The organism is Vibrio sp. 1CM8B (genome assembly GCF_023161685.1).
GTDB lineage: Bacteria > Pseudomonadota > Gammaproteobacteria > Enterobacterales > Vibrionaceae > Vibrio > Vibrio coralliirubri.
In genome coordinates this window covers 361,796-380,398 of sequence record NZ_JALNTU010000003.1, presented here as the reverse complement: position 1 = coordinate 380,398, position 18,603 = coordinate 361,796, and the positions used below count along the sequence as shown (strand labels likewise).

Genomic DNA, 18,603 nt, shown 5'->3' with positions numbered 1-18,603 from the left:
TCCTAGACACCATGCTAAGCCCTCTCCAGCCTTTTGGTTTGAGAGGGCTTCTTTCGTTCTATACGCATCTGTTTTAGCTTTTCCTTCATGTTTCCCTGCTATTCATTTTATCTACGTAGTTATGATCTACGAAGCTATGGCTCTTGTCATCAGTTCATATATGTCGCGATCTTCGGATAAAAGTATTTAAATCATTTAATTGAGCTAAAGATCAGAATTTAGAGATCGGTAACCATCTTGTCGAAGACTCTCATTTTATGATGCGTTAAACTCTGCACTCCAAAAAATAGTTCAGGGATAAACTATGAGCAGTGTTGTCGATCAGGAACAGCTGATGAATTCGAAACGAACAGCAACTCCAACCAAGGTTCTGTGTGTTGGGCGTAACTATGTCGATCACATCGAAGAACTCAATAACGCAATTCCAGACTCAATGGTGGTTTTCAATAAACCGAGCACCAGTGTTACGTCATCTCTGTCTTCTTTTCATCAAGAAGCGCTGCACTACGAAGCAGAAATCTGTTTTATTGTTGAAAATGGCCAGTACTCCGCTGTGGGTTTAGGGCTAGATCTCACCAAACGTGAATTACAAAGTAGCTTAAAAGTGAAAGGCTTACCTTGGGAGCGCGCCAAAGCGTTTGATGGTTCCGCTGTCTTGAGCCGTTTTGTACCCATTGATAACTTAGCTCTCTCTGACTTAAATCTAGAGCTATTTATTAACTGTGTTCGCGTTCAAAAAGGGCACGTTGAGCAGATGCTTTACTCTCCACAAACTATCCTCGAAGAGTTATCTTCTTATACGACTTTGCTTGATGGTGATGTTGTAATGACAGGCACACCTAAAGGTGTTGGTGAGGTGCATCGAGGTGATATCTTCCTTGGTCGTCTAAAGTGTGGTGAAGCGACATTGATTGAGATTGAGTGGGTAGCGAGTTAATTAATGCTCTATGTTTAGTTAATAAATTGGTTTGAATGGTTAAAGTTAGTTTTTAATTCGTACAATTTACCACCTTACAACTAATTGCATCTGGAAGGGTGTTGGTAATTGATATAAAATCCGCCTCCGTTTTTATCAATACTGAAACCCATGATCGACTTAGCCATCTTACCTGTTTACCTGACAGCCGTTGTTGCACTTCTTCTTTTACCTGGCCCTGATATGTTACTCATCGCGAGCTCAAGTATGAGCTACGGCCGCAAGGTTGGTGTGTTCGCAAGTTTAGGTAATGCAACTTCCGGAATCATCCTGACTGTATTGGCTGCAATGGGTGTTTCAGCGTTGATCGCAATGAGCCCAATAGCGCTTAAAGCTCTACATTTGTTAGGCGGCGCGTACTTGTTGAAGATGGGATGGGATTGTCTGCGCACAGAACAGGGTAACGCGCCTGAGTTAAGCGATAACTTTGCAGCAAAAGCCTACTATCAAAGAGCGCTTATTAGTAACCTGCTTAATCCAAAAGCGTTGGTTTTCTTTGTGATGTTCTTACCACAGTTTGTGTCGACGAATATTGAAGCGACTTCCGGTCAGCAGATGCTTGTTCTGGGTTTATTACTGAATGTTCTTGGCTTAACGTTCAACTTTTTGCTGGTGGCTTTAGTGGGTACGATTGGTAAGTCTCTGGTAGAAAACGCGAAATTTCGTACCTATCAACAGAAAGTCATGGGCGGAGTCTTCATCGTGTTGGCTATCTGGATGTTGTCTTCTTTCTTTACTTCGTAGACGAATCAAATCAGACATCTTCTCGTGGTTAGCCGCGAGACAAAAATGGACGCTTCGAGCGTCCATTTTTATATTTAACCGTTACATGTTGAACGCGCTAAATCGCTATGAATTCAACTCTTGTTGGTGCTGTTCAATCAGTTTCTCCATGTACTTCTCACCGCGCAGGCGAGTGTCTTCATAGGTTTCTGTCCCCTCAAACTTTGTCACCGTTTCATAATAGACTTTCACTTTTGGCTCTGTGCCTGAAGGTCTTACGATAATGCGTGAACCATCCTCGAGGTGATAGATGAGTACGTCACTTGCGGGCAGGTTAATGGCTTCAGTATTGCCTCCAATGACGAAGCGTAAAGAAGACTGCAGATCTTCAATTACAGAGATAGCGACACCGTTGATTCCTTTAGGCTGTGCCGAGCGGAGCTTAGAACCAATTGATGGTGAGTCTGGGTCTAGGGCAATACTTCGCTGCGCGTTGGTGTGAACCCCATGTTCAAATGAAATTTGAGCGAGAAGATCCCAAACCGTTCGACCTTGCGATTTTAACTCCTCAACCAATTGAGCAAACACGACGATAGCAGACAGCCCATCTTTGTCTCTTACCTGAGTACCAATTGTATAGCCTAATGCTTCTTCATAGGCAAACAAGAACTCGTTCTGCTCATCTTCTAATTGCATGCCAATATTCGCTAACCATTTAAAACCTGTCAGCGTTTGGAAATAAGTCGCACCATGAGATTGAGCCACTTTTTCTAGTAGGGTGGATGAGACGATGCTGTTACCAACTAACTGGTTTTTGGTATGCGGCTTTGAGAGTAGATAATGAGCGAATAGCACACCAACTTGGTCACCTGTTAGCATTTTGTATGAGCCATCATCTGTTCTCACTGCAACCGCAAATCGGTCTGCATCTGGATCGTTGGCACAAGCAATGTCGGCATCGACACTTTTTGCTAAGTTAACCACCAGATCCATCGCGCCTTTTTCTTCCGGATTCGGGAAGTTGACGGTCGGGAAGTTACCATCGGGCTCTCTTTGTTCTGCAACGCTGAACACCTTATGGAAACCAGAATCGTGAAGTAGATCCTCAGCCATTTGTGCGCCGACACCATGCATTGCGGTATAGGTGATGGTTGTGTTCGCCGATTCGATCTCGTTACTCACGTATGGGCTCTGATTGATCGCAGCGCGATATGTTTGATAATAGCCTTCAGTTAACCACACCAGCTTACCTTGCGTTTCAGCGTCGCTTAGGCTCATTAAAGGGAGCGGCTTAGTTGACGCGATCTCGATTTCAGCGGCAATGCCTGCATCGTGAGGAGGAATGATTTGAGCGCCATTCTCCCAATACACTTTGAAACCATTGTATTCCGGTGGGTTGTGGCTGGCGGTCACCACAACAGCAGCTGCGGCGTTAAAGTGCTCAATACCAAAAGCAACGATAGGGGTCGCCGCGACGTTCGAGGTTAGATAAACCTTAATGCCTAAAGCCGTGAATACGGAAGCGGTATCAATCGCGAACTGCTTCGAATCTAAACGGCCGTCATAACCCACGACCACACCGCGGATGGTCGCATTAGCGACATGTTCGATTAAGTAGTGGCCGAGCCCGGTTGCTGTTTCCTGTATGACTAAACGGTTCATTCGATTTGGGCCGCATCCAACTTTGCCTCTAAGCCCTGCTGTTCCGAACTCTAATCGTTGGGTAAAGCGGTCTTCAAGTTCGTCGTGCATTCCCTCATCGATGAGGTGTTGAAGTTCTTCACGAGTTCTTGGGTCTGGGTCTCTCGCTAACCAATTCATTGCATCTTGCATAATCACTAAACCTTTTAATGTCGGTATGACTTACTGTTGATTTAATTTAAGTGATATTGATTATCATTTCCATGAAAGCAATCGTAAAACTCGATATAAAATAAATTCCAACGGCAGAGGGCATGTAGATTAAGCCACTTCAAATAATTGACTGTTTAGTAAGTAAACTTACCTTGAATAATTGAATATCACTAACTAGCCTTTTACATAAATATAACAAAATTTAACAAATTCGCCGTTTTTGAATCTTTCATGGAAACCTCCAACGCTTTTGAACCGTATTAGTTCTTAGGTTATATAAGGTCAGTAGCCCACTTACAGGCTAGTTCCATGTGAGTTGTAGATTGAGATTCAGCCTTTTCATGTGTAGCCGGAATAACAATGAACGTTGTCCAGCTCACAACGACATTTAGGTCGCAAGTATCCAATTAGGAAGGATAAGGAGAGATCTTTTGAAAAGATTACTGGTTAGGCTAGCGTGGCTTTTGAAGAGTTTTGTTGTGCTTTTAGTATCGCCTTTAGTGCACGCAAGCAGTGATTACAACATGACTCAAGGCGTCACTGAGATCAGTGGTAAGGTGTATGAACTTCATATGCTGATCTTCTACATCTGCTGTGCGATTGCCTTTGTTGTTTTTGGTGTGATGTTTTATTCGATTTTGAGGCACAGGAAATCGAAGGGGGCCGTTGCTGCCCATTTCCACGAAAGCACGAAAGTCGAAATTCTTTGGACCATCATCCCTATTATCATCCTCATCGCTATGGCGATACCCGCCACCAAAACTTTGATAGCGATGGAAGATACCTCCCAATCAGATTTGACCGTTAAAATCACCGGGTCACAATGGAAATGGCATTACAGCTATTTTGGTGAAGACGTCGAATTTTTCAGCCTTCTAGCGACCAGTGACAAAGAGATTGAAGGCATTGAAGTGAAAGGCGCGCATTACTTGCTAGAAGTTGATAAGCCGCTTGTACTGCCTGTTGACCGTAAAGTCCGTTTCTTGATGACTTCCGATGATGTGATTCACTCATGGTGGGTGCCAGCATTCGCCGTTAAGAAAGATACCATTCCAGGTTTTATCAATGAGGCTTGGACTAAGATAGATGAGCCCGGCGTCTACCGCGGGCAGTGTGCAGAGTTGTGTGGTCGTGCCCATGGCTTCATGCCGATCGTGGTGCATGCCATGGAAGAAGACGAGTTTGACGCATGGCTAGCAGAACAGAAAGAGTTGGCGATAGCCGAACAACAAGCCGCGAAAGATGCATTAGATGCGTCACTTTCCTTGGCAGAGTTGAATACCATCGGTGAAGAGGTTTACAAAACTCGATGTGCGGTTTGTCACCAAGTAAACGGTGAAGGCATTCCCGGAGCATTCCCTGCCATCAAAGGAAGTCCTATTGCCCTTGGTGATGTGGATGTTCATATCGACACCATTGTTTATGGTCGTGGCGGAACGGCGATGCAAGCATTCGATAATCAGTTAACCGAGAAAGAGATCGCAGCGGTAGTGACTTATCAACGAAATGCTTGGGGTAATAACACCGGCGATATTGTTCAGGCCTCAGATATCAACGCTTATAAGGCGAAGCAAGAAGGCAGTTCTGAAAGCTCAACGGATGATGCACAAAATGATGCTAAGGATCAGTTATGAGTTCACCAATCAATAAGCCGGTGAAATCGGCTCCAGCAGAAGATCAAGTACTGAGCCATTCTGCGGAAGGCACCTTGGGCAATAATGATTTGCCTGTTGATGATCACGACTCACATGCGGCACCTAAAGGTTGGGCTCGTTGGCTGTATTCAACCAATCATAAAGATATTGGTACACTTTATTTGTGGTTCAGTTTTGCAATGTTCTTAACGGGTGGCGCCATGGCGATGGTGATCCGTGCGGAGCTGTTCCAACCGGGTTTACAACTTGTTGAGCCAGATTTCTTCAATCAGATGACTACCGTCCATGGTTTAATCATGGTATTCGGTGCCGTGATGCCTGCATTTACGGGTTTGGCTAACTGGATGATTCCGATGATGATCGGTGCACCAGATATGGCGCTGCCGAGAATGAACAACCTCAGTTTCTGGATCTTGCCTTTTGCGTTTCTAATCTTAATCGGATCTTTGTTTACAGAAGGGGGCGGCCCGAGCTTTGGTTGGACCTTTTATGCGCCACTCTCGACAACTTATGGGCCAGACAGTACCGCGCTATTCGTATTCTCAGTTCATATTATGGGGATCAGTTCAATCATGGGGGCGATCAACGTGATCGTAACCATAGTGAACATGCGCGCACCGGGCATGACTTGGTTCAAGCTACCGATGTTCGTATGGACTTGGTTAATTACCGCTTTCTTGCTGATAGCGGTGATGCCCGTGCTCGCGGGGGCTGTGACCATGGTACTGACTGACAAATACTTTGGGACTAGCTTCTTTGATGCCGCTGGTGGTGGGGACCCAGTGATGTTTCAACATATATTCTGGTTCTTTGGGCACCCCGAAGTGTACATCATGATCTTGCCATCTTTTGGTATTGTCTCAGCCATCATCCCTGCATTCAGTGGTAAGCGCCTATTTGGTTATCACTCGATGGTTTATGCGACCTGTAGTATCGCACTGTTGTCATTCTTGGTTTGGGCACACCACATGTTCACCACGGGTATGCCAGTATTTGCTGAACTGTTCTTCATGTATTGCACCATGTTGATAGCGGTGCCGACCGGTGTGAAAGTCTTCAACTGGGTGGCGACCATGTGGCGGGGGGCTTTGACCTTTGAAACCCCAATGCTGTTTGCGATTGCCTTTATTGTTTTGTTTACGATTGGTGGGTTATCTGGATTGATGCTCGCTATCGTGCCAGCTGATTTCCAATATCACGATACCTACTTTGTTGTGGCTCATTTCCACTATGTTCTGGTAACAGGTGCCGTGTTCTCAATTATGGCTGCCGCCTATTATTGGCTGCCTAAGTGGACCGGACATATGTACGACCACAAGCTCAGTCTGTGGCATTTCTGGACGTCGGTAATTTCAGTCAATGTACTGTTCTTCCCAATGCACTTTTTGGGGTTAGCGGGTATGCCGCGTCGTATTCCTGATTACGCGATTCAGTTCGCCGACGTTAACCAAGTGGTGTCGATTGGCGGTTTTGCCTTTGGGTTGTCTCAGCTAATTTTCTTATGGCTAGCGATTAAGTGCGTAAGAGGGGGCGAGCCTGCACCAAGCAAGCCTTGGGACAGAGCTGAAGGACTTGAGTGGACAGTACCAAGCCCTGCGCCTCACCACACCTTTACTCATCCACCTAAAGTGGATTAGAGGACAGAACCATGAGTGATAAGCAAAGCGATCCCAATCAAGATAAAAAACAACCAAAGCGCCTGTCTAATAAGCGGTCAACCAAAAAGCTGACGGGCTATTTGGTGTTGAGTGTGGTTGCGATGTTTGGCTTCGGTTTCGCTTTGGTTCCTCTGTATGACGTAATGTGTGAAGCCTTGGGGATCAACGGGAAAACCAACACGGTTTCAGCGGTTCAACCTCAGGGAATGCTGCCCGACTATTCTCGTACTGTTCGAGTGGAATTCATGTCGCACATTAAGCCAGATATGCCGTGGCAGTTTTCGCCTGAAGTTCGAGTGTTAGAGGTTCATCCTGGTGAGGTGGTTCAAACTAACTACATTGCCAAAAACCTCTCTGGAGCCTCATTGGTTGGCCAAGCCGTACCATCGGTTTCTCCAGGTATGGGGGCTACTTACTTCAATAAGATGGAGTGCTTTTGCTTTAATCAGCAACCATTGGATGGGCACAAGAGCGCAGAAATGGGTTTGATATTTTACATTGAGCCAGACATTCCTGAATCAATACATACGCTTACACTCTCTTATACGCTGTTTAACATCACGAGTCAGGTGAGTGGAGAGGCAAGTAAGCCTGAAGTGAGCACATCAACATTGAACACACTACAATCTGGCTCACCAAAAGCGAGCACACTCGCAAGTAACTAGGGATTTACAGAACCAGTATCAACATAAGGAGTTGAGCGATGAGTTCTAAAAAGGAAGTTTATTTCGTTCCACATCAAAGCCACTGGCCATTGGTGGGTGCCGTAGCGCTGTTTTTGGTCGCGGTTGGCGCTGGCTTGACGGTGCAAAATATGGGCACCGACGCCGCAGGTGGAGTATTTGGCAAAGCGGTGTTGTTAGTTGGGTTTGCAGTGCTGCTTTACATGCTCGCAGGATGGTTTAGTAATGTGATCACGGAATCATTAAGTGGCGTTTATTCTGAGCAAATATCCCGCTCCTTTAGGCAAGGCATGAGTTGGTTCATCTTCTCTGAGATCATGTTCTTCGGCGCTTTCTTTGGCGCGCTTTTCTATGCTCGAATGATTTCTGTCCCTTGGATTGGCGGTGCGGGCAACAATGAAATGACCCATGAAGTGTTGTGGCCGATGTTTCAATCAATGTGGCCGTTAACGACGACACCTGATGGCGTGACGACAGAAGCTATGTCTTGGCAAGGTATCCCGCTTAAGAACACCATTATCCTGCTGCTTTCCTCTGTGACGCTGCACATGGCACATATTAGTCTTGAACAAAATAAGCGTATGGCTTTGATCGTCTGGTTGGAGATAACCATTGTTCTGGCTGGCTTCTTCCTGTTCTTCCAAGTTGAAGAGTATCTTCACGCTTATCAAGAGATGGGGCTGACACTTCAGTCTGGCATCTACGGTAATACCTTCTTTTTGCTGACTGGGTTTCATGGTTTACATGTCTGTTTAGGGACGATCTTTTTGATTGTGTTGCTGGCAAGGGTTGCGAAAGACCATTTCACTCCGAAAGACCACTTTGCGTTCCAAGCGGGCAGTTGGTATTGGCACTTTGTTGATGTGGTTTGGTTAGGGCTGTTTGTGTTTGTTTATGTGCTTTAACGATTGAGCCTATAGGGGATTAATAGGGGCGAGGGTTGGGAGTTATCACTCCTGATCCCAGAGCAAGTAATAAAAGTAGCACGACAACGGCTGACCACATGACACGACGCCCCAAGAAGTGACTGAGCCTTTTTCCATTGTGTTTGCCCGAGGCGATTTGGATTAGACCTTTCATCAAATTGAAAGCGATAAAAAACAGCAAAGCGACCAAGACGACTTTAAATAACAGAACAAAGGTAGATGACGCCATAGTGATAACTCCAAACCGATTGATTGATGATGAACACAAGTTCCGCAGTAAAGGTTTTTGGATAGCGGTTGTTTTAACTGTGGTTTCAGTCGGCGCTTTAATCAAGTTAGGTTTGTGGCAACTCGATCGTGGTAACGAGAAATTACGTTATGAACAGCAATTAGTTGAGAGAGCACAGCTATCGTCACAACCTTTAGGTGTCGTTATTTCTGAGATGCGAGAGCTGGGTTTATCTAATCAAGAGTCATTAAACCCTCAAACCTTAAATGGGTTGAAGGCTGATGTTGAATTAGTCAATGCGAGTGGCTTGATACTCTTGTTAGACAACCAGATAAACCAAGGAACGGTAGGGTATGTGATTTACATGTTGGGTAAGGTTCGTTTTGAAGATGAAAACCAGTCCTTAGTGGCTGAAAAACAGTTGTTGATCGATCTTGGATTTGTTGCGGCAAGTAAGGACAGAAGAGAACTACCGCAATTAGGAAGCATCACTGTACCAACCAAAATGTCAGGGCGCTTGTATACACGCTCCGTTAATCCTTTAAGTCATGAGTTGGGTTTAGAAAATACGACACCGAATAGAATCCAAAACCTAAACATAGCAGCGTTATCACAGTATACAGGGCAAGAAGTGCTGCCCTTTGTCTTCCAACCTCAGAGCTTAGATTCGTGGCCTTATGAGTTGTTATGGCGACCGACGGCAATGAAGTCTGAGAAGCACTTTGGTTACTCGTTTCAATGGTTTGTAATGGCTGCTGTACTTCTGTTTTTGATGTTATTGATTGGGTTCCGATATTTTAAGAAAAATAGCTACATGAATAAGAAGTAGGCACTTGAAGTTTAAATAGCGACTTAAAAGCAGCGCCTACAACAAGGAAGAAAGATGGATAAATCTCAAGTACAAATGAACAGGGAAAGTACCGATGCAAACATGGCCGAGCTTAAAAGTCGTCGTACTAAGGGGCGTCTGGTATTAATCGGATTAGTTTTGATTTTCGCTTTGCCTGCGATTATTGCCAAAACCGTGTTGGATCAGAATTGGTACACGTCAGGCGTCACTAACTCGGGCGAATTGGTAGAACCAAGAACCACACTAGCGGATTTCGGCGTAACGGTACCCATGGCTGGAGAGGGGTGGGTAGTGGGTTATATCGCACCGATGGAGTGCGAAAGCTTGTGTGAACAACAGCTTCATTATTTGAATCAAAGTTACTTAGCGTTAGGGAAAAACAAAGAGCGAGTGACCGCCGTTGTTTTTGTATCGGAAGGCAACTCGTTATCGGGTTCGCTTGATAAGCCGGATCTGTCTTTGCTAGCTGGTGGCGATCAGTTAAGTACCGAGTTTGCGCCGGCTTCTATTGTCATTATTGACCCACTAGGGCAGTTGGTTATGGAGTACAAAAGCGTTTCGGAACCGTCGCAGCTAGTCGGGCAATCCAAAGGCATGATTCATGATTTAAGAAAGCTACTTAAGCTATCACGAGTTGGGTAGTGTTGGCGCGAGTGCTTGAGCTCAAGCAGCGAAAGGGAATAAGTATAGGGAGATAAGCGATGCAGAATAAAGCCCCTGATTTACTGATGCTCGTGATGCGAGTGACTATCTTGTTAACCCTTACCGTGATTGTTCTCGGCGCTTATACACGTTTGTCTGATGCTGGCCTTGGCTGCCCTGACTGGCCGGGTTGTTACGGTAAGATCACCGTTCCGTCTGATGCCCAAGCGGTGAATCAAGCCAATCTGCAATTTCCAGAGCGAGCTCTTGAAGCAGACAAAGCGTGGATAGAGATGATACATCGCTACTTTGCAGGAACATTAGGGCTGCTTATCTTTGTCGTTGTAGCTTGGTGTATTAAAAAGAACATCACACCAGTTGGTCTTCCATTACTTATCTCAGCCACTGTGATTTTTCAGGCTTTGCTTGGAATGTGGACGGTGACTCTTAAGTTGATGCCCGTTGTGGTTATGGCGCATTTGATGGGGGGCTTCACGTTGCTGTCACTGTTGTGTCTGCTCTACTGCCGTTTGTCTCATTTCCAAAGCCGTTTTGGTGAGGCTTCTTATTCTCCAACACTTAAATTTTGGGCGCTGTTTGGGTTACTCATTGTGGTTGGGCAGATACTGCTTGGTGGTTGGACATCGTCAAACTATGCCGCTTTGGTGTGTACCCAATTGCCTATTTGTGAAGGTAACTGGATGAGCTACCTCGATTTCAAAAATGCGTTCGATTTTGCTCAACATGGACACGATAACTATGAGTTTGGTGTATTGGAGTATCCAGCAAGGCTCACCATCCATGTTATGCACAGGTTCGGGGCTATTGTGGCGACATTAACGGTGCTGATGGTCGTGTACCAGTTATGGAAGTTTGGCCAAGCACCTCACCAAAAGTTGAGCGTGATTGTGGCAATAGTGTTGTTTACTCAAATCAGCCTTGGGATCAGTAATGTATGGTTTCACTTGCCAATCTCAGTTGCGGTTTTGCATAACCTAGTCGCAGCAATGTTGCTCATCAGCATGGTTGTAACCAATTTTGTGGTGTGGCAACGCAAACCGAGTGAGAGCTTGGTGAAGAACAGTGTATTACAAGGAGGTAATCATGGTCAGTAGAACGTCAACACAGTATGAAGCGGTGGCTCAAGACGCAGCCTTAACTCATAAGATAACAGCCAACAATGACATAGCTTTAGGTAACCAAATGGCTGCAAAAAACAAAGCCACTTGGAAAGTTTATTTAACGCTGACCAAACCCAAGGTAGTGGCTTTGATGTTGCTGACGGCACTGGTTGGTATGTGTTTAGCGGTGCCTAACGGATTACCTTTACAGCAAACTCTGTTTGGAATGATCGGAATAGGGTTGATGGCGGGCTCGGCAGCGGCATTTAACCATTTGATCGACAAAAAGATCGATGGGCAAATGACTCGCACAAACCGACGCCCTTTGCCGTCAGGAGAACTCAGCAGCGTACGGGTGTTCAGCTTTGCTGCAGGCATTGGTTTACTTGGCTTTGTCACATTAGTGGTGTGGGTTAATCAACTGACCGCTTGGTTAACCTTTGCGAGCTTATTAGGCTATGCGGTGATTTATACCATGTACTTGAAGCGGGCTACGCCGCAAAACATCGTAATTGCAGGGATCGCAGGCGCTATGCCTCCGTTATTGGGCTGGACGGCGGTCACCAATGAGCTGCATTCAAACGCTTGGTTGTTGGTGATGATCATCTTTATTTGGACGCCTCCCCACTTCTGGGCGTTGGCAATTCATCGTCGTGACGAGTATGCCAAAGTGAACATCCCCATGCTGCCTGTAACCCACGGAATCGAATACACTAAGACGTCTATTTTGCTGTATACCTTGTTGCTTAGCATCGTGTGTATATTGCCTGTATTGGTTGGCATGAGCAGCTGGATATATCTGAGCGCTTCATTGGTACTTAACGGTGGGTTTGTTTATCACGCTTGGATACTGAAATATCGTGATGAGCCTAATATGGCGATGAAGACCTTTAAGTTCTCCATCTATCATCTCATGATCTTGTTTGTGGCTCTGTTGGCAGACCACTATCTACTTTGATAACCGCATTTCTGCTGTTGCTGAATAAGAAAACGGATGCTCTGGGCATCCGTTTTTGTTTGGCTAATTACACAAGCTCACATACTTGAAAGTAAGTAACTCGCTAACAATTAGTCCACTTTGTTCCAAGCATCTTGCCAGTGTGAACCGACACCTGGCTCGTACTGAGTTGCTGTTGGAGCCCATTGAACACAGTAACCAGAGTATGGGAACTCTTTACACTGATACACACCACCATCGCTGCTCAGAACCTTTGTTCCTGCAGTGTAAGATTCAATGCTTTCTGGGAACACAAAGTCGTAATCGCCCGCTGGTGGCGGTGTTTGCTCATCCATTAGATGGAAATCAAGCGTATTCTGATCCACTAAGTTACCTTGGTCATCTTTCGTCACAACCACAAGCATGTGGTGGCCAGCTTCAGACTTAGAAAGAGTCAGTTGAACATCTTCAACTTGTCCGTCTGTTAGGTCCGATTTCTGAGATGCAAGTGCTTCACGGTGATGGTTGTACACGGTAAGCTCAGCTTGGATATCGCCTGTTGCCGCTAACGTAAGATCAAGCTGAGTAGGTTGGCTCTCATCGATAATGTACTCTGATTCTAAGCCCGAGATTTCAAGATCATGCTCGGGTTCTGGAGTATCAATCTTGTAGCCGATTTCTACACTGTTAAAGCCAGAGCCTGTTTTTAGATAAACAGGGTTAGTGCCGTAAACGGGTGCGAAATCGCCTTGGTCGTTCAATTGACCTGCTTTGATTTGCGTCTGCTCTTGGTTGATCTTAGAAGCAAGTGCGTAAGACCAGTTATTGGCTTTGCCTTGCTCTGAACTTTCAATCACAAGCTCTGTGCTGTATGAAGCGTTCTCACCAGATTGGTCGAATACACGAGTGTAAACAGCGTCACCAACATTTAGGTCTTGTGTCGGGTTGATTTGACCACCTTGATCCCAATCAGGAATGATAGGGCCGTCGCCATCAAACTTCACATCGATAACGTTGTAGAAAGCCGCTGCAGTGTCACCTACATCCCATACCGCAAGGATCACTTGATAGCCTTCGCGTTCTGGCACATTACACAAGTGGCTTACTTGCATCGGTGGTTGTTCCATATTGCCTTCAACAACACAGAATGGCGTTAAGTCAAAAGAGCTGCGAGTCAAAGGCTGGTTTGGATTCCAGTCTGGTTGAGTAATGTAATATTTCCAATCGCGAGTCTTGTGGTTAGCTGTGAACGTCCACTCAAAGTACTGAGAACCAGACTTGATAGGGCGTTTAACCCAGCGGTCTGCCTTTTGCTCGTCTAGCGCTGCTGCTAAAGAAGATTGCGCACTGGCGATTTTTCCATCAGCAGGGCCAACTTCTGGGAAGCCTTCAGGGCCTTCTACACTTTGTGGTTCGTATTGGATACCACCACAGTTGGTGTTTTTCTCTTGCGTATCACTCGCAGGGAACTTACATAGGGCAACACGGCTCTCAGCTACGCCATTGTTGTATGCCGAGACATAACCGTGACCGAAGCTTGCACCGCTTACGCTAAGAAGCGATAGCGCGATGAGTGATTTTTTTGGGAGTTGTTTCATTATTTGTCCTTACTGTATTTGGCCGACAAAAAAGAGAACACTCCGGCATGCATTTACACTTAAATCCTATTAAGTGGCGGCCCCGCTATCATAGACAGAATATTTGTCGACAGACCGGTGGCTTTGCGTCCTATTCTTTCAAATAGTTTGCCAGAAGTGAGTTTGAGCAACCGAAATGTAGCCAACCAGTTTTATAAATGCGAATCAATCGATTTAAATGTGGAATGCTAATCTCGAACTTTTAATTCTTAATACAAATTAACTTGCTATATGTTTAGTTCGTTAATGTATAAATTATTGATATAAAATAAGAAAGTATTCGCTCTAATCGTTTCTGTGAATGAATTTGGCTTGTTCCGTTTTGCTCTGTACAACAATTGTACGCATATCAAAACCAAACCTTTGGTTTCCACTAACCGAACCCTGACACGCCATGTATGAAAAACCGGACAATTGATTGGTATGAATTATATAAAGGAGTCGGTATGGAATTCACAGAACTAGACAGAGACGCGTTGTATCAAACGTGGATGTCACAAAAATCGAGAATGCGAATTACGCAGATGGAGTTTTCAAAAAAGCTAGGCATGAACCAGCTTGATTTCTCTAGAGTGCTAAGAGGGGAGACGCCATTAACCATGTCTTTCATTAGTCACTTTTGTCGTTTACTTCATTTGGAACCAAGGAATGTATTCCCTTCGCTAAAAGAGGGTAATGAATCGGGGCCTAAAGTGGTCTATCTGAAAAGTAGAATGAGTGTTGATGGTGAGATCCAAAATGCTTATATCGAAGGAAATCAGGTAATTGTAGAGTACGCACACACTGTTCAACATGATTAATTTTAGAGTTAGCTCTGATTTTTAACCCCCTTTTTCTACAACCTTTTCACATAGGGTATGGCATACTTAGTTAGATTCCTTAATTTTAACTAAGTGCGTTATGAACCCTTTAAAAGTCCTTTTGCTTGTTGCAACCAGCATTTTCTTGCTTGGTTGTGCAGGCGGCCCAATTAGAACCGCTACTAAATTTACCAGCTACGAAGATTTTCAGGTTGGGCCTGACGGAGGCGTCGACTTGGTTTGGGCAAGGGTTGGGCTACGTGACGCACAGCGTTTGAAATCCAAGTTAGATGATTACGATTCTGTAGTAATCGACCAAATTTTTGTTTTAGCAGAAGAAGGTTCGTTGGATCAGGAAGAGATTCAGGAACTCACTGAGCACATGGTTGCGCGCTTGGAAGATAAAATAGCGCCTCATAAAACGATTGTCGATGAACCGACAGGAAAGACGCTCCGCTTGAGTATCGCTCTGAGTAACGTTGAAACGCCCAATCCGATCTTAGCTGTAACGAGCAGCGTTCTGCCGTTTGGCCTTGCGATGTCAACCATATCTAAGGTCACGACTGGTGAGCACACCAATGTTGGGAGTGCGAGTGTAGAGTTATTGGTCAGTGATGCTCAAGAGGGTACACCATTGTTTGCAGCCATCGACCGTGAAGCGGGTAATAAAGACTTTTCAACCATGATTGATTCGCTGGATGATGCTAAAGACGCGATCAACTATTGGGTCGAGCGTTTAGGTGATACTCTACACAACATAGATGACGCATAGTAAAGACCGAATAATGCTAGAGAAAGAGAACCTGATTAAGTTGGCTCGAATGCAGATGCCATTTGGAAAGTACGCAGGTCGTACACTGATTGACTTACCTGAAGAATATTTGCTGTGGTTCGATAAAAAGGGATTCCCGTCTGGCGAACTCGGCGATTTATTAAAACTGTGCCTTGCTCTGAAAATTGAAGGGCTTGATAGTGTCGTCAAGCCATTGAAAAGAATGTAATTAAATAAAAGCTCACGCTGAACACGTGAGCTTTTTTGTTTTTAAGTTCGACATAATTTCACATGCATGATGAAGCTTGAAGGACGGCTCTTCTTACCTTGCTATAAAATACGCAATCGATAGCGTGTAAATAATGGTATACAGGGTGTTTTAAATATAAAACACAAAAAAAATTGCGTTTATTTTTAATTAGTGATTGAAACTAGAGTTTTTACTAGTTAAGTTACAGGGAACAAGAAGATTAGTGCTGATAGAAAGTGACGTGAGACAACGTACATTCAGCTCAAGGATAGAAAAAAGGAAGAAGTAAGCAATGTTCCAGACTGATGATGTAAGAATTAACAAAGTAAAAGAGTTATTACCCCCTGTTGCTGTTTTAGAAAAGTTTCCAGCAACAGAAGTTGCTTCTTCTACAACCTTTGAAAGCCGCAAAGCGATCCACAATATTTTAGATGAAAGCGATGACCGCTTGCTTGTTATTGTAGGTCCATGTTCTATTCATGACACAGAAGCTGCGCTTGAGTACGGTAAGCGTTTGAAAGTGTTGCGCGACGAACTTGGTGATAACCTTGAAATCGTAATGCGTGTTTACTTTGAAAAGCCACGTACAACTGTTGGTTGGAAAGGTCTAATTAATGACCCGTACATGAACGATACGTTCAAGCTAAATGATGGCCTTCGTCTAGGACGTAAGCTACTGCTGGACCTAACTGACATGGGCATGCCAACGGCAAGCGAATTCCTAGATATGATCACGCCTCAATACGTTGCTGACCTAATCAGCTGGGGTGCAATCGGCGCACGTACTACAGAATCTCAAGTTCACCGCGAACTGGCTTCTGGCTTATCTTGCCCAGTTGGATTTAAGAATGGTACTGATGGCAACATCAAGATTGCAACAGATGCTATTCGCTCTGCTAGCGCTTCTCACCACTTCTTATCGGTAACTAAGTACGGTCACTCAGCTATCGTTGAAACAGCAGGTAACCCTGATTGTCATATCATCCTACGTGGTGGTAAAGAGCCAAACTACAGCGCAGAACATGTTGGTAAGATTAAAGAAGAGCTAGCAGCTTCTGGTCTTCCACAAAAAGTGATGATCGATTTCAGCCACGCAAACAGTTCTAAGCAGTTTAAGCGTCAAATGAACGTATCTGATGACGTTAGTGCTCAAATCTCAGGCGGTGACAAAGCTATCTTTGGTGTGATGATTGAATCTCACCTCGTTGAAGGTCGCCAAGATCTTGTTGATGGTAAAGCTGCAACTTACGGCCAATCTGTTACTGATGCATGTATTGGTTGGGAAGATACTGAAACAGTACTTCGTCAACTGGCAGATGCTGTTGAAGCTCGTCGCAACAAATAGATTAATTACAGCCAGCAACTAAGCTACTGAAAATTCAAAGCCCTTATTAGCAATCGCTAGTAAGGGCTTTTTTGTTGCTCTTAGGAGCAAATTGGAAGCACTTTGTACTCTTAAATGAGAAAAGACAGTAGCTCTTCGACTTTATGTGACAACAAAGCTTTATCTTTTTGGGTTTCAACATTGAGGCGTATCAATGGTTCTGTATTCGATTTTCTCAGATTGAAGCGCCATGTTCCCATATTCACACTGATACCATCGATGAAGTCTACCGCAACGGCGCCCTTTTTATAGTGTTCTAAAACAGAAGCTATAACTCGGTTGGGATCTGAAACTCTGCGATTTATCTCTCCGGAAGAGGGGAATTTAAGCATACTGGTACACGTCAATTGGTGAAGAGATTGTTGAGTCTTCGAAATTAGTTCGATAACCAGTAGCCAAGGAATCATGCCTGAATCACAATATCCAAAATCACGGAAATAATGGTGTGCGCTCATTTCACCACCGTACACTGCGTTGAGCTTTCGCATTTTCTCTTTGATCAAAGCATGCCCAGCTTTTACGCCAACAGCGTTTCCACCTAGTCTTTCTGCAACCTCTATTGTATTCCATGTCATGCGCATGTCGTGTAGTACAGTCGCATTGGAGTCTTTCAGCAAGAAGGCTTCGGTTAGCAGGCCGACGATGTAGTAACCCTCAATGTAATTGCCTTTTTCATCGAAGAAAAAACAACGATCAAAATCTCCATCCCATGCGATACCAAGGTCGGCGGAATGAGCTAGCACAGCATCTCGTGTCGCAATCTGGTTTTCTTTGATTAAGGGGTTTGGAATACCATTAGGGAATTTCCCATCAGGAGTGTGATGAACCTTGATGAAAGAGATAGGGACACCGAGTTCGTTAAATTTATTCTCTAAAGCATCAATGACATGTCCTGCAACACCGTTCCCAGCATTAACCACAATCTTCATCGGTGACAGCTTTGATGGGGTTATATACGAGAGTAGGTGCTCGACGTACGGAGCAAGAATATTGGCCTTTCTGCAAGAATCAGAAGGTAGCACTCTACTGATAGTTATACCGTTTTTCAGCTCTTGACCCAGAACTTCAATACGCTGTTTGATTACATCTAAACCACTGTTTTTACTAATCGGCCTCGCATCTGCACCGACTAATTTCATTCCGTTGTAATTGATTGGATTGTGGCTTGCTGTAATTTGAATTCCGCCTATAGCTTGTAGGTGGCGAGTCGCAAAGTAAATCTCTTCAGTGCCTGTCATACCGAGATCGATCACACCTATGCCAGACTCGTTTAAGCCTTTGGTGATAGCTTTTTGTAATGAAAGGGACGTTTCGCGGTTATCACGGCCAATCACTACCTGAGCTGAGTCGTAGAGTGACGTTTCAGTTGAAGCACAAAGTACGTGTTCGCCAAATGCTTTTCCAAACAGAAAGGCGAAATGTTCATTGATTTGTTGACCAATGATGCCGCGGATATCGTTATTCTTAAAGCAGCTCAAGTCTAATGGTGATTTCATCGATTTGTCG

General features: G+C 44.7%; 18 protein-coding genes and 1 riboswitch. Of the genes, 14 read left to right on the top strand and 4 right to left on the bottom strand.

Annotation, left to right across the window (positions count from 1 at the left end; genetic code table 11):
- Positions 1-304: 304 nt before the first annotated feature.
- Together MSG36_RS08120 and MSG36_RS08115 are read left to right on the top strand one after the other, a co-directional pair.
- Positions 305-937 (top strand): fumarylacetoacetate hydrolase family protein, encoded by a 633-nt coding sequence (locus tag MSG36_RS08120; protein WP_052880002.1) that lies wholly within the window; start codon positions 305-307, stop codon positions 935-937.
- A 150-nt stretch (positions 938-1,087) separates the two neighbouring features.
- Positions 1,088-1,720, top strand: a complete 633-nt coding sequence (locus tag MSG36_RS08115; protein ID WP_050644045.1) for a LysE family translocator — start codon at positions 1,088-1,090, stop codon at positions 1,718-1,720.
- A 105-nt stretch (positions 1,721-1,825) separates the two neighbouring features.
- Here the strand turns inward: MSG36_RS08115 and MSG36_RS08110 are convergent, their stop codons facing one another.
- Complete coding sequence (locus MSG36_RS08110; protein ID WP_248367177.1) at positions 1,826-3,532, bottom strand: phospho-sugar mutase; 1,707 nt, start codon at positions 3,530-3,532, stop codon at positions 1,826-1,828.
- A gap of 452 nt (positions 3,533-3,984) precedes the next feature.
- On the opposite strand from MSG36_RS08110, the gene coxB reads away from it, so the two are divergent.
- From coxB to MSG36_RS08090, 4 genes are read left to right on the top strand one after another with little or no spacing between them, the layout of a single operon-like run.
- Positions 3,985-5,187, top strand: a complete 1,203-nt coding sequence (gene coxB, locus MSG36_RS08105) for a cytochrome c oxidase subunit II (protein ID WP_248367175.1) — start codon at positions 3,985-3,987, stop codon at positions 5,185-5,187.
- Positions 5,184-6,845, top strand: a complete 1,662-nt coding sequence (ctaD, locus tag MSG36_RS08100; protein WP_017061756.1) for a cytochrome c oxidase subunit I — start codon at positions 5,184-5,186, stop codon at positions 6,843-6,845. Before coxB ends, ctaD begins: the two co-directional genes overlap by 4 nt.
- Before the next feature lie 11 nt (positions 6,846-6,856).
- On the top strand, positions 6,857-7,531 hold the full coding sequence (locus MSG36_RS08095; protein ID WP_248367173.1) for a cytochrome c oxidase assembly protein: 675 nt from the start codon (positions 6,857-6,859) through the stop codon (positions 7,529-7,531).
- Positions 7,532-7,569: 38 nt separating this feature from the next.
- Positions 7,570-8,454, top strand: a complete 885-nt coding sequence (locus MSG36_RS08090; protein WP_248367171.1) for a cytochrome c oxidase subunit 3 — start codon at positions 7,570-7,572, stop codon at positions 8,452-8,454.
- Positions 8,455-8,473: 19 nt separating this feature from the next.
- On the opposite strand, the gene MSG36_RS08085 is transcribed toward MSG36_RS08090, so the two are convergent.
- Entirely contained in the window at positions 8,474-8,704 is a 231-nt protein-coding gene (locus tag MSG36_RS08085; protein WP_017064837.1) for a DUF2909 family protein, read from the bottom strand.
- On the opposite strand from MSG36_RS08085, the gene MSG36_RS08080 reads away from it, so the two are divergent.
- Genes MSG36_RS08080 through cyoE form a run of 4 tightly spaced genes read left to right on the top strand, consistent with a single transcriptional unit; the run spans position 8,592 to position 12,275 of the window.
- The gene (locus tag MSG36_RS08080; protein ID WP_248367169.1) at positions 8,592-9,533 is read left to right on the top strand and encodes an SURF1 family protein; all 942 of its coding nucleotides are present in this window, start codon (positions 8,592-8,594) and stop codon (positions 9,531-9,533) included. The genes MSG36_RS08085 and MSG36_RS08080 overlap by 113 nt on opposite strands.
- A 54-nt stretch (positions 9,534-9,587) precedes the next feature.
- The gene (locus MSG36_RS08075) at positions 9,588-10,196 is read left to right on the top strand and encodes a hypothetical protein (RefSeq protein ID WP_248367167.1); all 609 of its coding nucleotides are present in this window, start codon (positions 9,588-9,590) and stop codon (positions 10,194-10,196) included.
- A 59-nt stretch (positions 10,197-10,255) separates the two neighbouring features.
- Positions 10,256-11,311 carry a COX15/CtaA family protein gene (locus tag MSG36_RS08070; RefSeq protein ID WP_248367165.1) on the top strand — a complete coding sequence of 352 codons (1,056 nt, stop codon included), beginning with the start codon at positions 10,256-10,258 and terminating at the stop codon, positions 11,309-11,311.
- Positions 11,301-12,275 (top strand): heme o synthase, encoded by a 975-nt coding sequence (gene cyoE / locus MSG36_RS08065; RefSeq protein ID WP_248367163.1) that lies wholly within the window; start codon positions 11,301-11,303, stop codon positions 12,273-12,275. Before MSG36_RS08070 ends, cyoE begins: the two co-directional genes overlap by 11 nt.
- Before the next feature lie 110 nt (positions 12,276-12,385).
- Here the strand turns inward: cyoE and gbpA are convergent, their stop codons facing one another.
- Complete coding sequence (gbpA, locus tag MSG36_RS08060) at positions 12,386-13,852, bottom strand: N-acetylglucosamine-binding protein GbpA (RefSeq protein ID WP_248367161.1); 1,467 nt, start codon at positions 13,850-13,852, stop codon at positions 12,386-12,388.
- A gap of 72 nt (positions 13,853-13,924) precedes the next feature.
- A riboswitch (cyclic di-GMP riboswitch) is annotated at positions 13,925-14,014 on the bottom strand.
- Between the two features lie 323 nt (positions 14,015-14,337).
- Here gbpA and MSG36_RS08055 point away from each other — a divergent pair.
- The 4 genes from MSG36_RS08055 (at position 14,338) to aroG (ending at position 17,058) form a co-directional block, all read left to right on the top strand.
- On the top strand, positions 14,338-14,691 hold the full coding sequence (locus MSG36_RS08055) for a hypothetical protein (RefSeq protein WP_017061749.1): 354 nt from the start codon (positions 14,338-14,340) through the stop codon (positions 14,689-14,691).
- A 100-nt stretch (positions 14,692-14,791) separates the two neighbouring features.
- The gene (locus MSG36_RS08050) at positions 14,792-15,463 is read left to right on the top strand and encodes a DUF3313 domain-containing protein (protein WP_248367159.1); all 672 of its coding nucleotides are present in this window, start codon (positions 14,792-14,794) and stop codon (positions 15,461-15,463) included.
- Between the two features lie 13 nt (positions 15,464-15,476).
- A complete protein-coding gene (locus MSG36_RS08045) occupies positions 15,477-15,692 on the top strand; it encodes a DUF3820 family protein (protein ID WP_004730103.1) in 216 nt (71 codons plus the stop codon).
- A gap of 313 nt (positions 15,693-16,005) precedes the next feature.
- Positions 16,006-17,058: a 3-deoxy-7-phosphoheptulonate synthase AroG gene (aroG, locus tag MSG36_RS08040; RefSeq protein WP_248367156.1), complete on the top strand. Its 1,053-nt coding sequence runs from the start codon at positions 16,006-16,008 to the stop codon at positions 17,056-17,058.
- A 110-nt stretch (positions 17,059-17,168) separates the two neighbouring features.
- Here the strand turns inward: aroG and MSG36_RS08035 are convergent, their stop codons facing one another.
- On the bottom strand, positions 17,169-18,593 hold the full coding sequence (locus tag MSG36_RS08035) for a phosphomannomutase CpsG (RefSeq protein WP_248367153.1): 1,425 nt from the start codon (positions 18,591-18,593) through the stop codon (positions 17,169-17,171).
- Positions 18,594-18,603 lie beyond the last annotated feature (10 nt).

What these genes read in the sequence shown, in the direction of transcription:
- MSG36_RS08120 (WP_052880002.1), top strand. Translation starts at nt 305, where the DNA reads ATGAGCAGTGTTGTCGATCAGGAACAGCTGATGAATTCGAAACGAACA.
- MSG36_RS08115 (WP_050644045.1), top strand. Translation starts at nt 1,088, where the DNA reads ATGATCGACTTAGCCATCTTACCTGTTTACCTGACAGCCGTTGTTGCA.
- MSG36_RS08110 (WP_248367177.1), bottom strand. Translation starts at nt 3,532, where the DNA reads ATGCAAGATGCAATGAATTGGTTAGCGAGAGACCCAGACCCAAGAACT.
- ctaD (WP_017061756.1), top strand. Translation starts at nt 5,184, where the DNA reads ATGAGTTCACCAATCAATAAGCCGGTGAAATCGGCTCCAGCAGAAGAT.
- MSG36_RS08095 (WP_248367173.1), top strand. Translation starts at nt 6,857, where the DNA reads ATGAGTGATAAGCAAAGCGATCCCAATCAAGATAAAAAACAACCAAAG.
- MSG36_RS08090 (WP_248367171.1), top strand. Translation starts at nt 7,570, where the DNA reads ATGAGTTCTAAAAAGGAAGTTTATTTCGTTCCACATCAAAGCCACTGG.
- MSG36_RS08085 (WP_017064837.1), bottom strand. Translation starts at nt 8,704, where the DNA reads ATGGCGTCATCTACCTTTGTTCTGTTATTTAAAGTCGTCTTGGTCGCT.
- MSG36_RS08075 (WP_248367167.1), top strand. Translation starts at nt 9,588, where the DNA reads ATGGATAAATCTCAAGTACAAATGAACAGGGAAAGTACCGATGCAAAC.
- MSG36_RS08070 (WP_248367165.1), top strand. Translation starts at nt 10,256, where the DNA reads ATGCAGAATAAAGCCCCTGATTTACTGATGCTCGTGATGCGAGTGACT.
- cyoE (WP_248367163.1), top strand. Translation starts at nt 11,301, where the DNA reads ATGGTCAGTAGAACGTCAACACAGTATGAAGCGGTGGCTCAAGACGCA.
- gbpA (WP_248367161.1), bottom strand. Translation starts at nt 13,852, where the DNA reads ATGAAACAACTCCCAAAAAAATCACTCATCGCGCTATCGCTTCTTAGC.
- MSG36_RS08055 (WP_017061749.1), top strand. Translation starts at nt 14,338, where the DNA reads ATGGAATTCACAGAACTAGACAGAGACGCGTTGTATCAAACGTGGATG.
- MSG36_RS08050 (WP_248367159.1), top strand. Translation starts at nt 14,792, where the DNA reads ATGAACCCTTTAAAAGTCCTTTTGCTTGTTGCAACCAGCATTTTCTTG.
- MSG36_RS08045 (WP_004730103.1), top strand. Translation starts at nt 15,477, where the DNA reads ATGCTAGAGAAAGAGAACCTGATTAAGTTGGCTCGAATGCAGATGCCA.
- aroG (WP_248367156.1), top strand. Translation starts at nt 16,006, where the DNA reads ATGTTCCAGACTGATGATGTAAGAATTAACAAAGTAAAAGAGTTATTA.
- MSG36_RS08035 (WP_248367153.1), bottom strand. Translation starts at nt 18,593, where the DNA reads ATGAAATCACCATTAGACTTGAGCTGCTTTAAGAATAACGATATCCGC.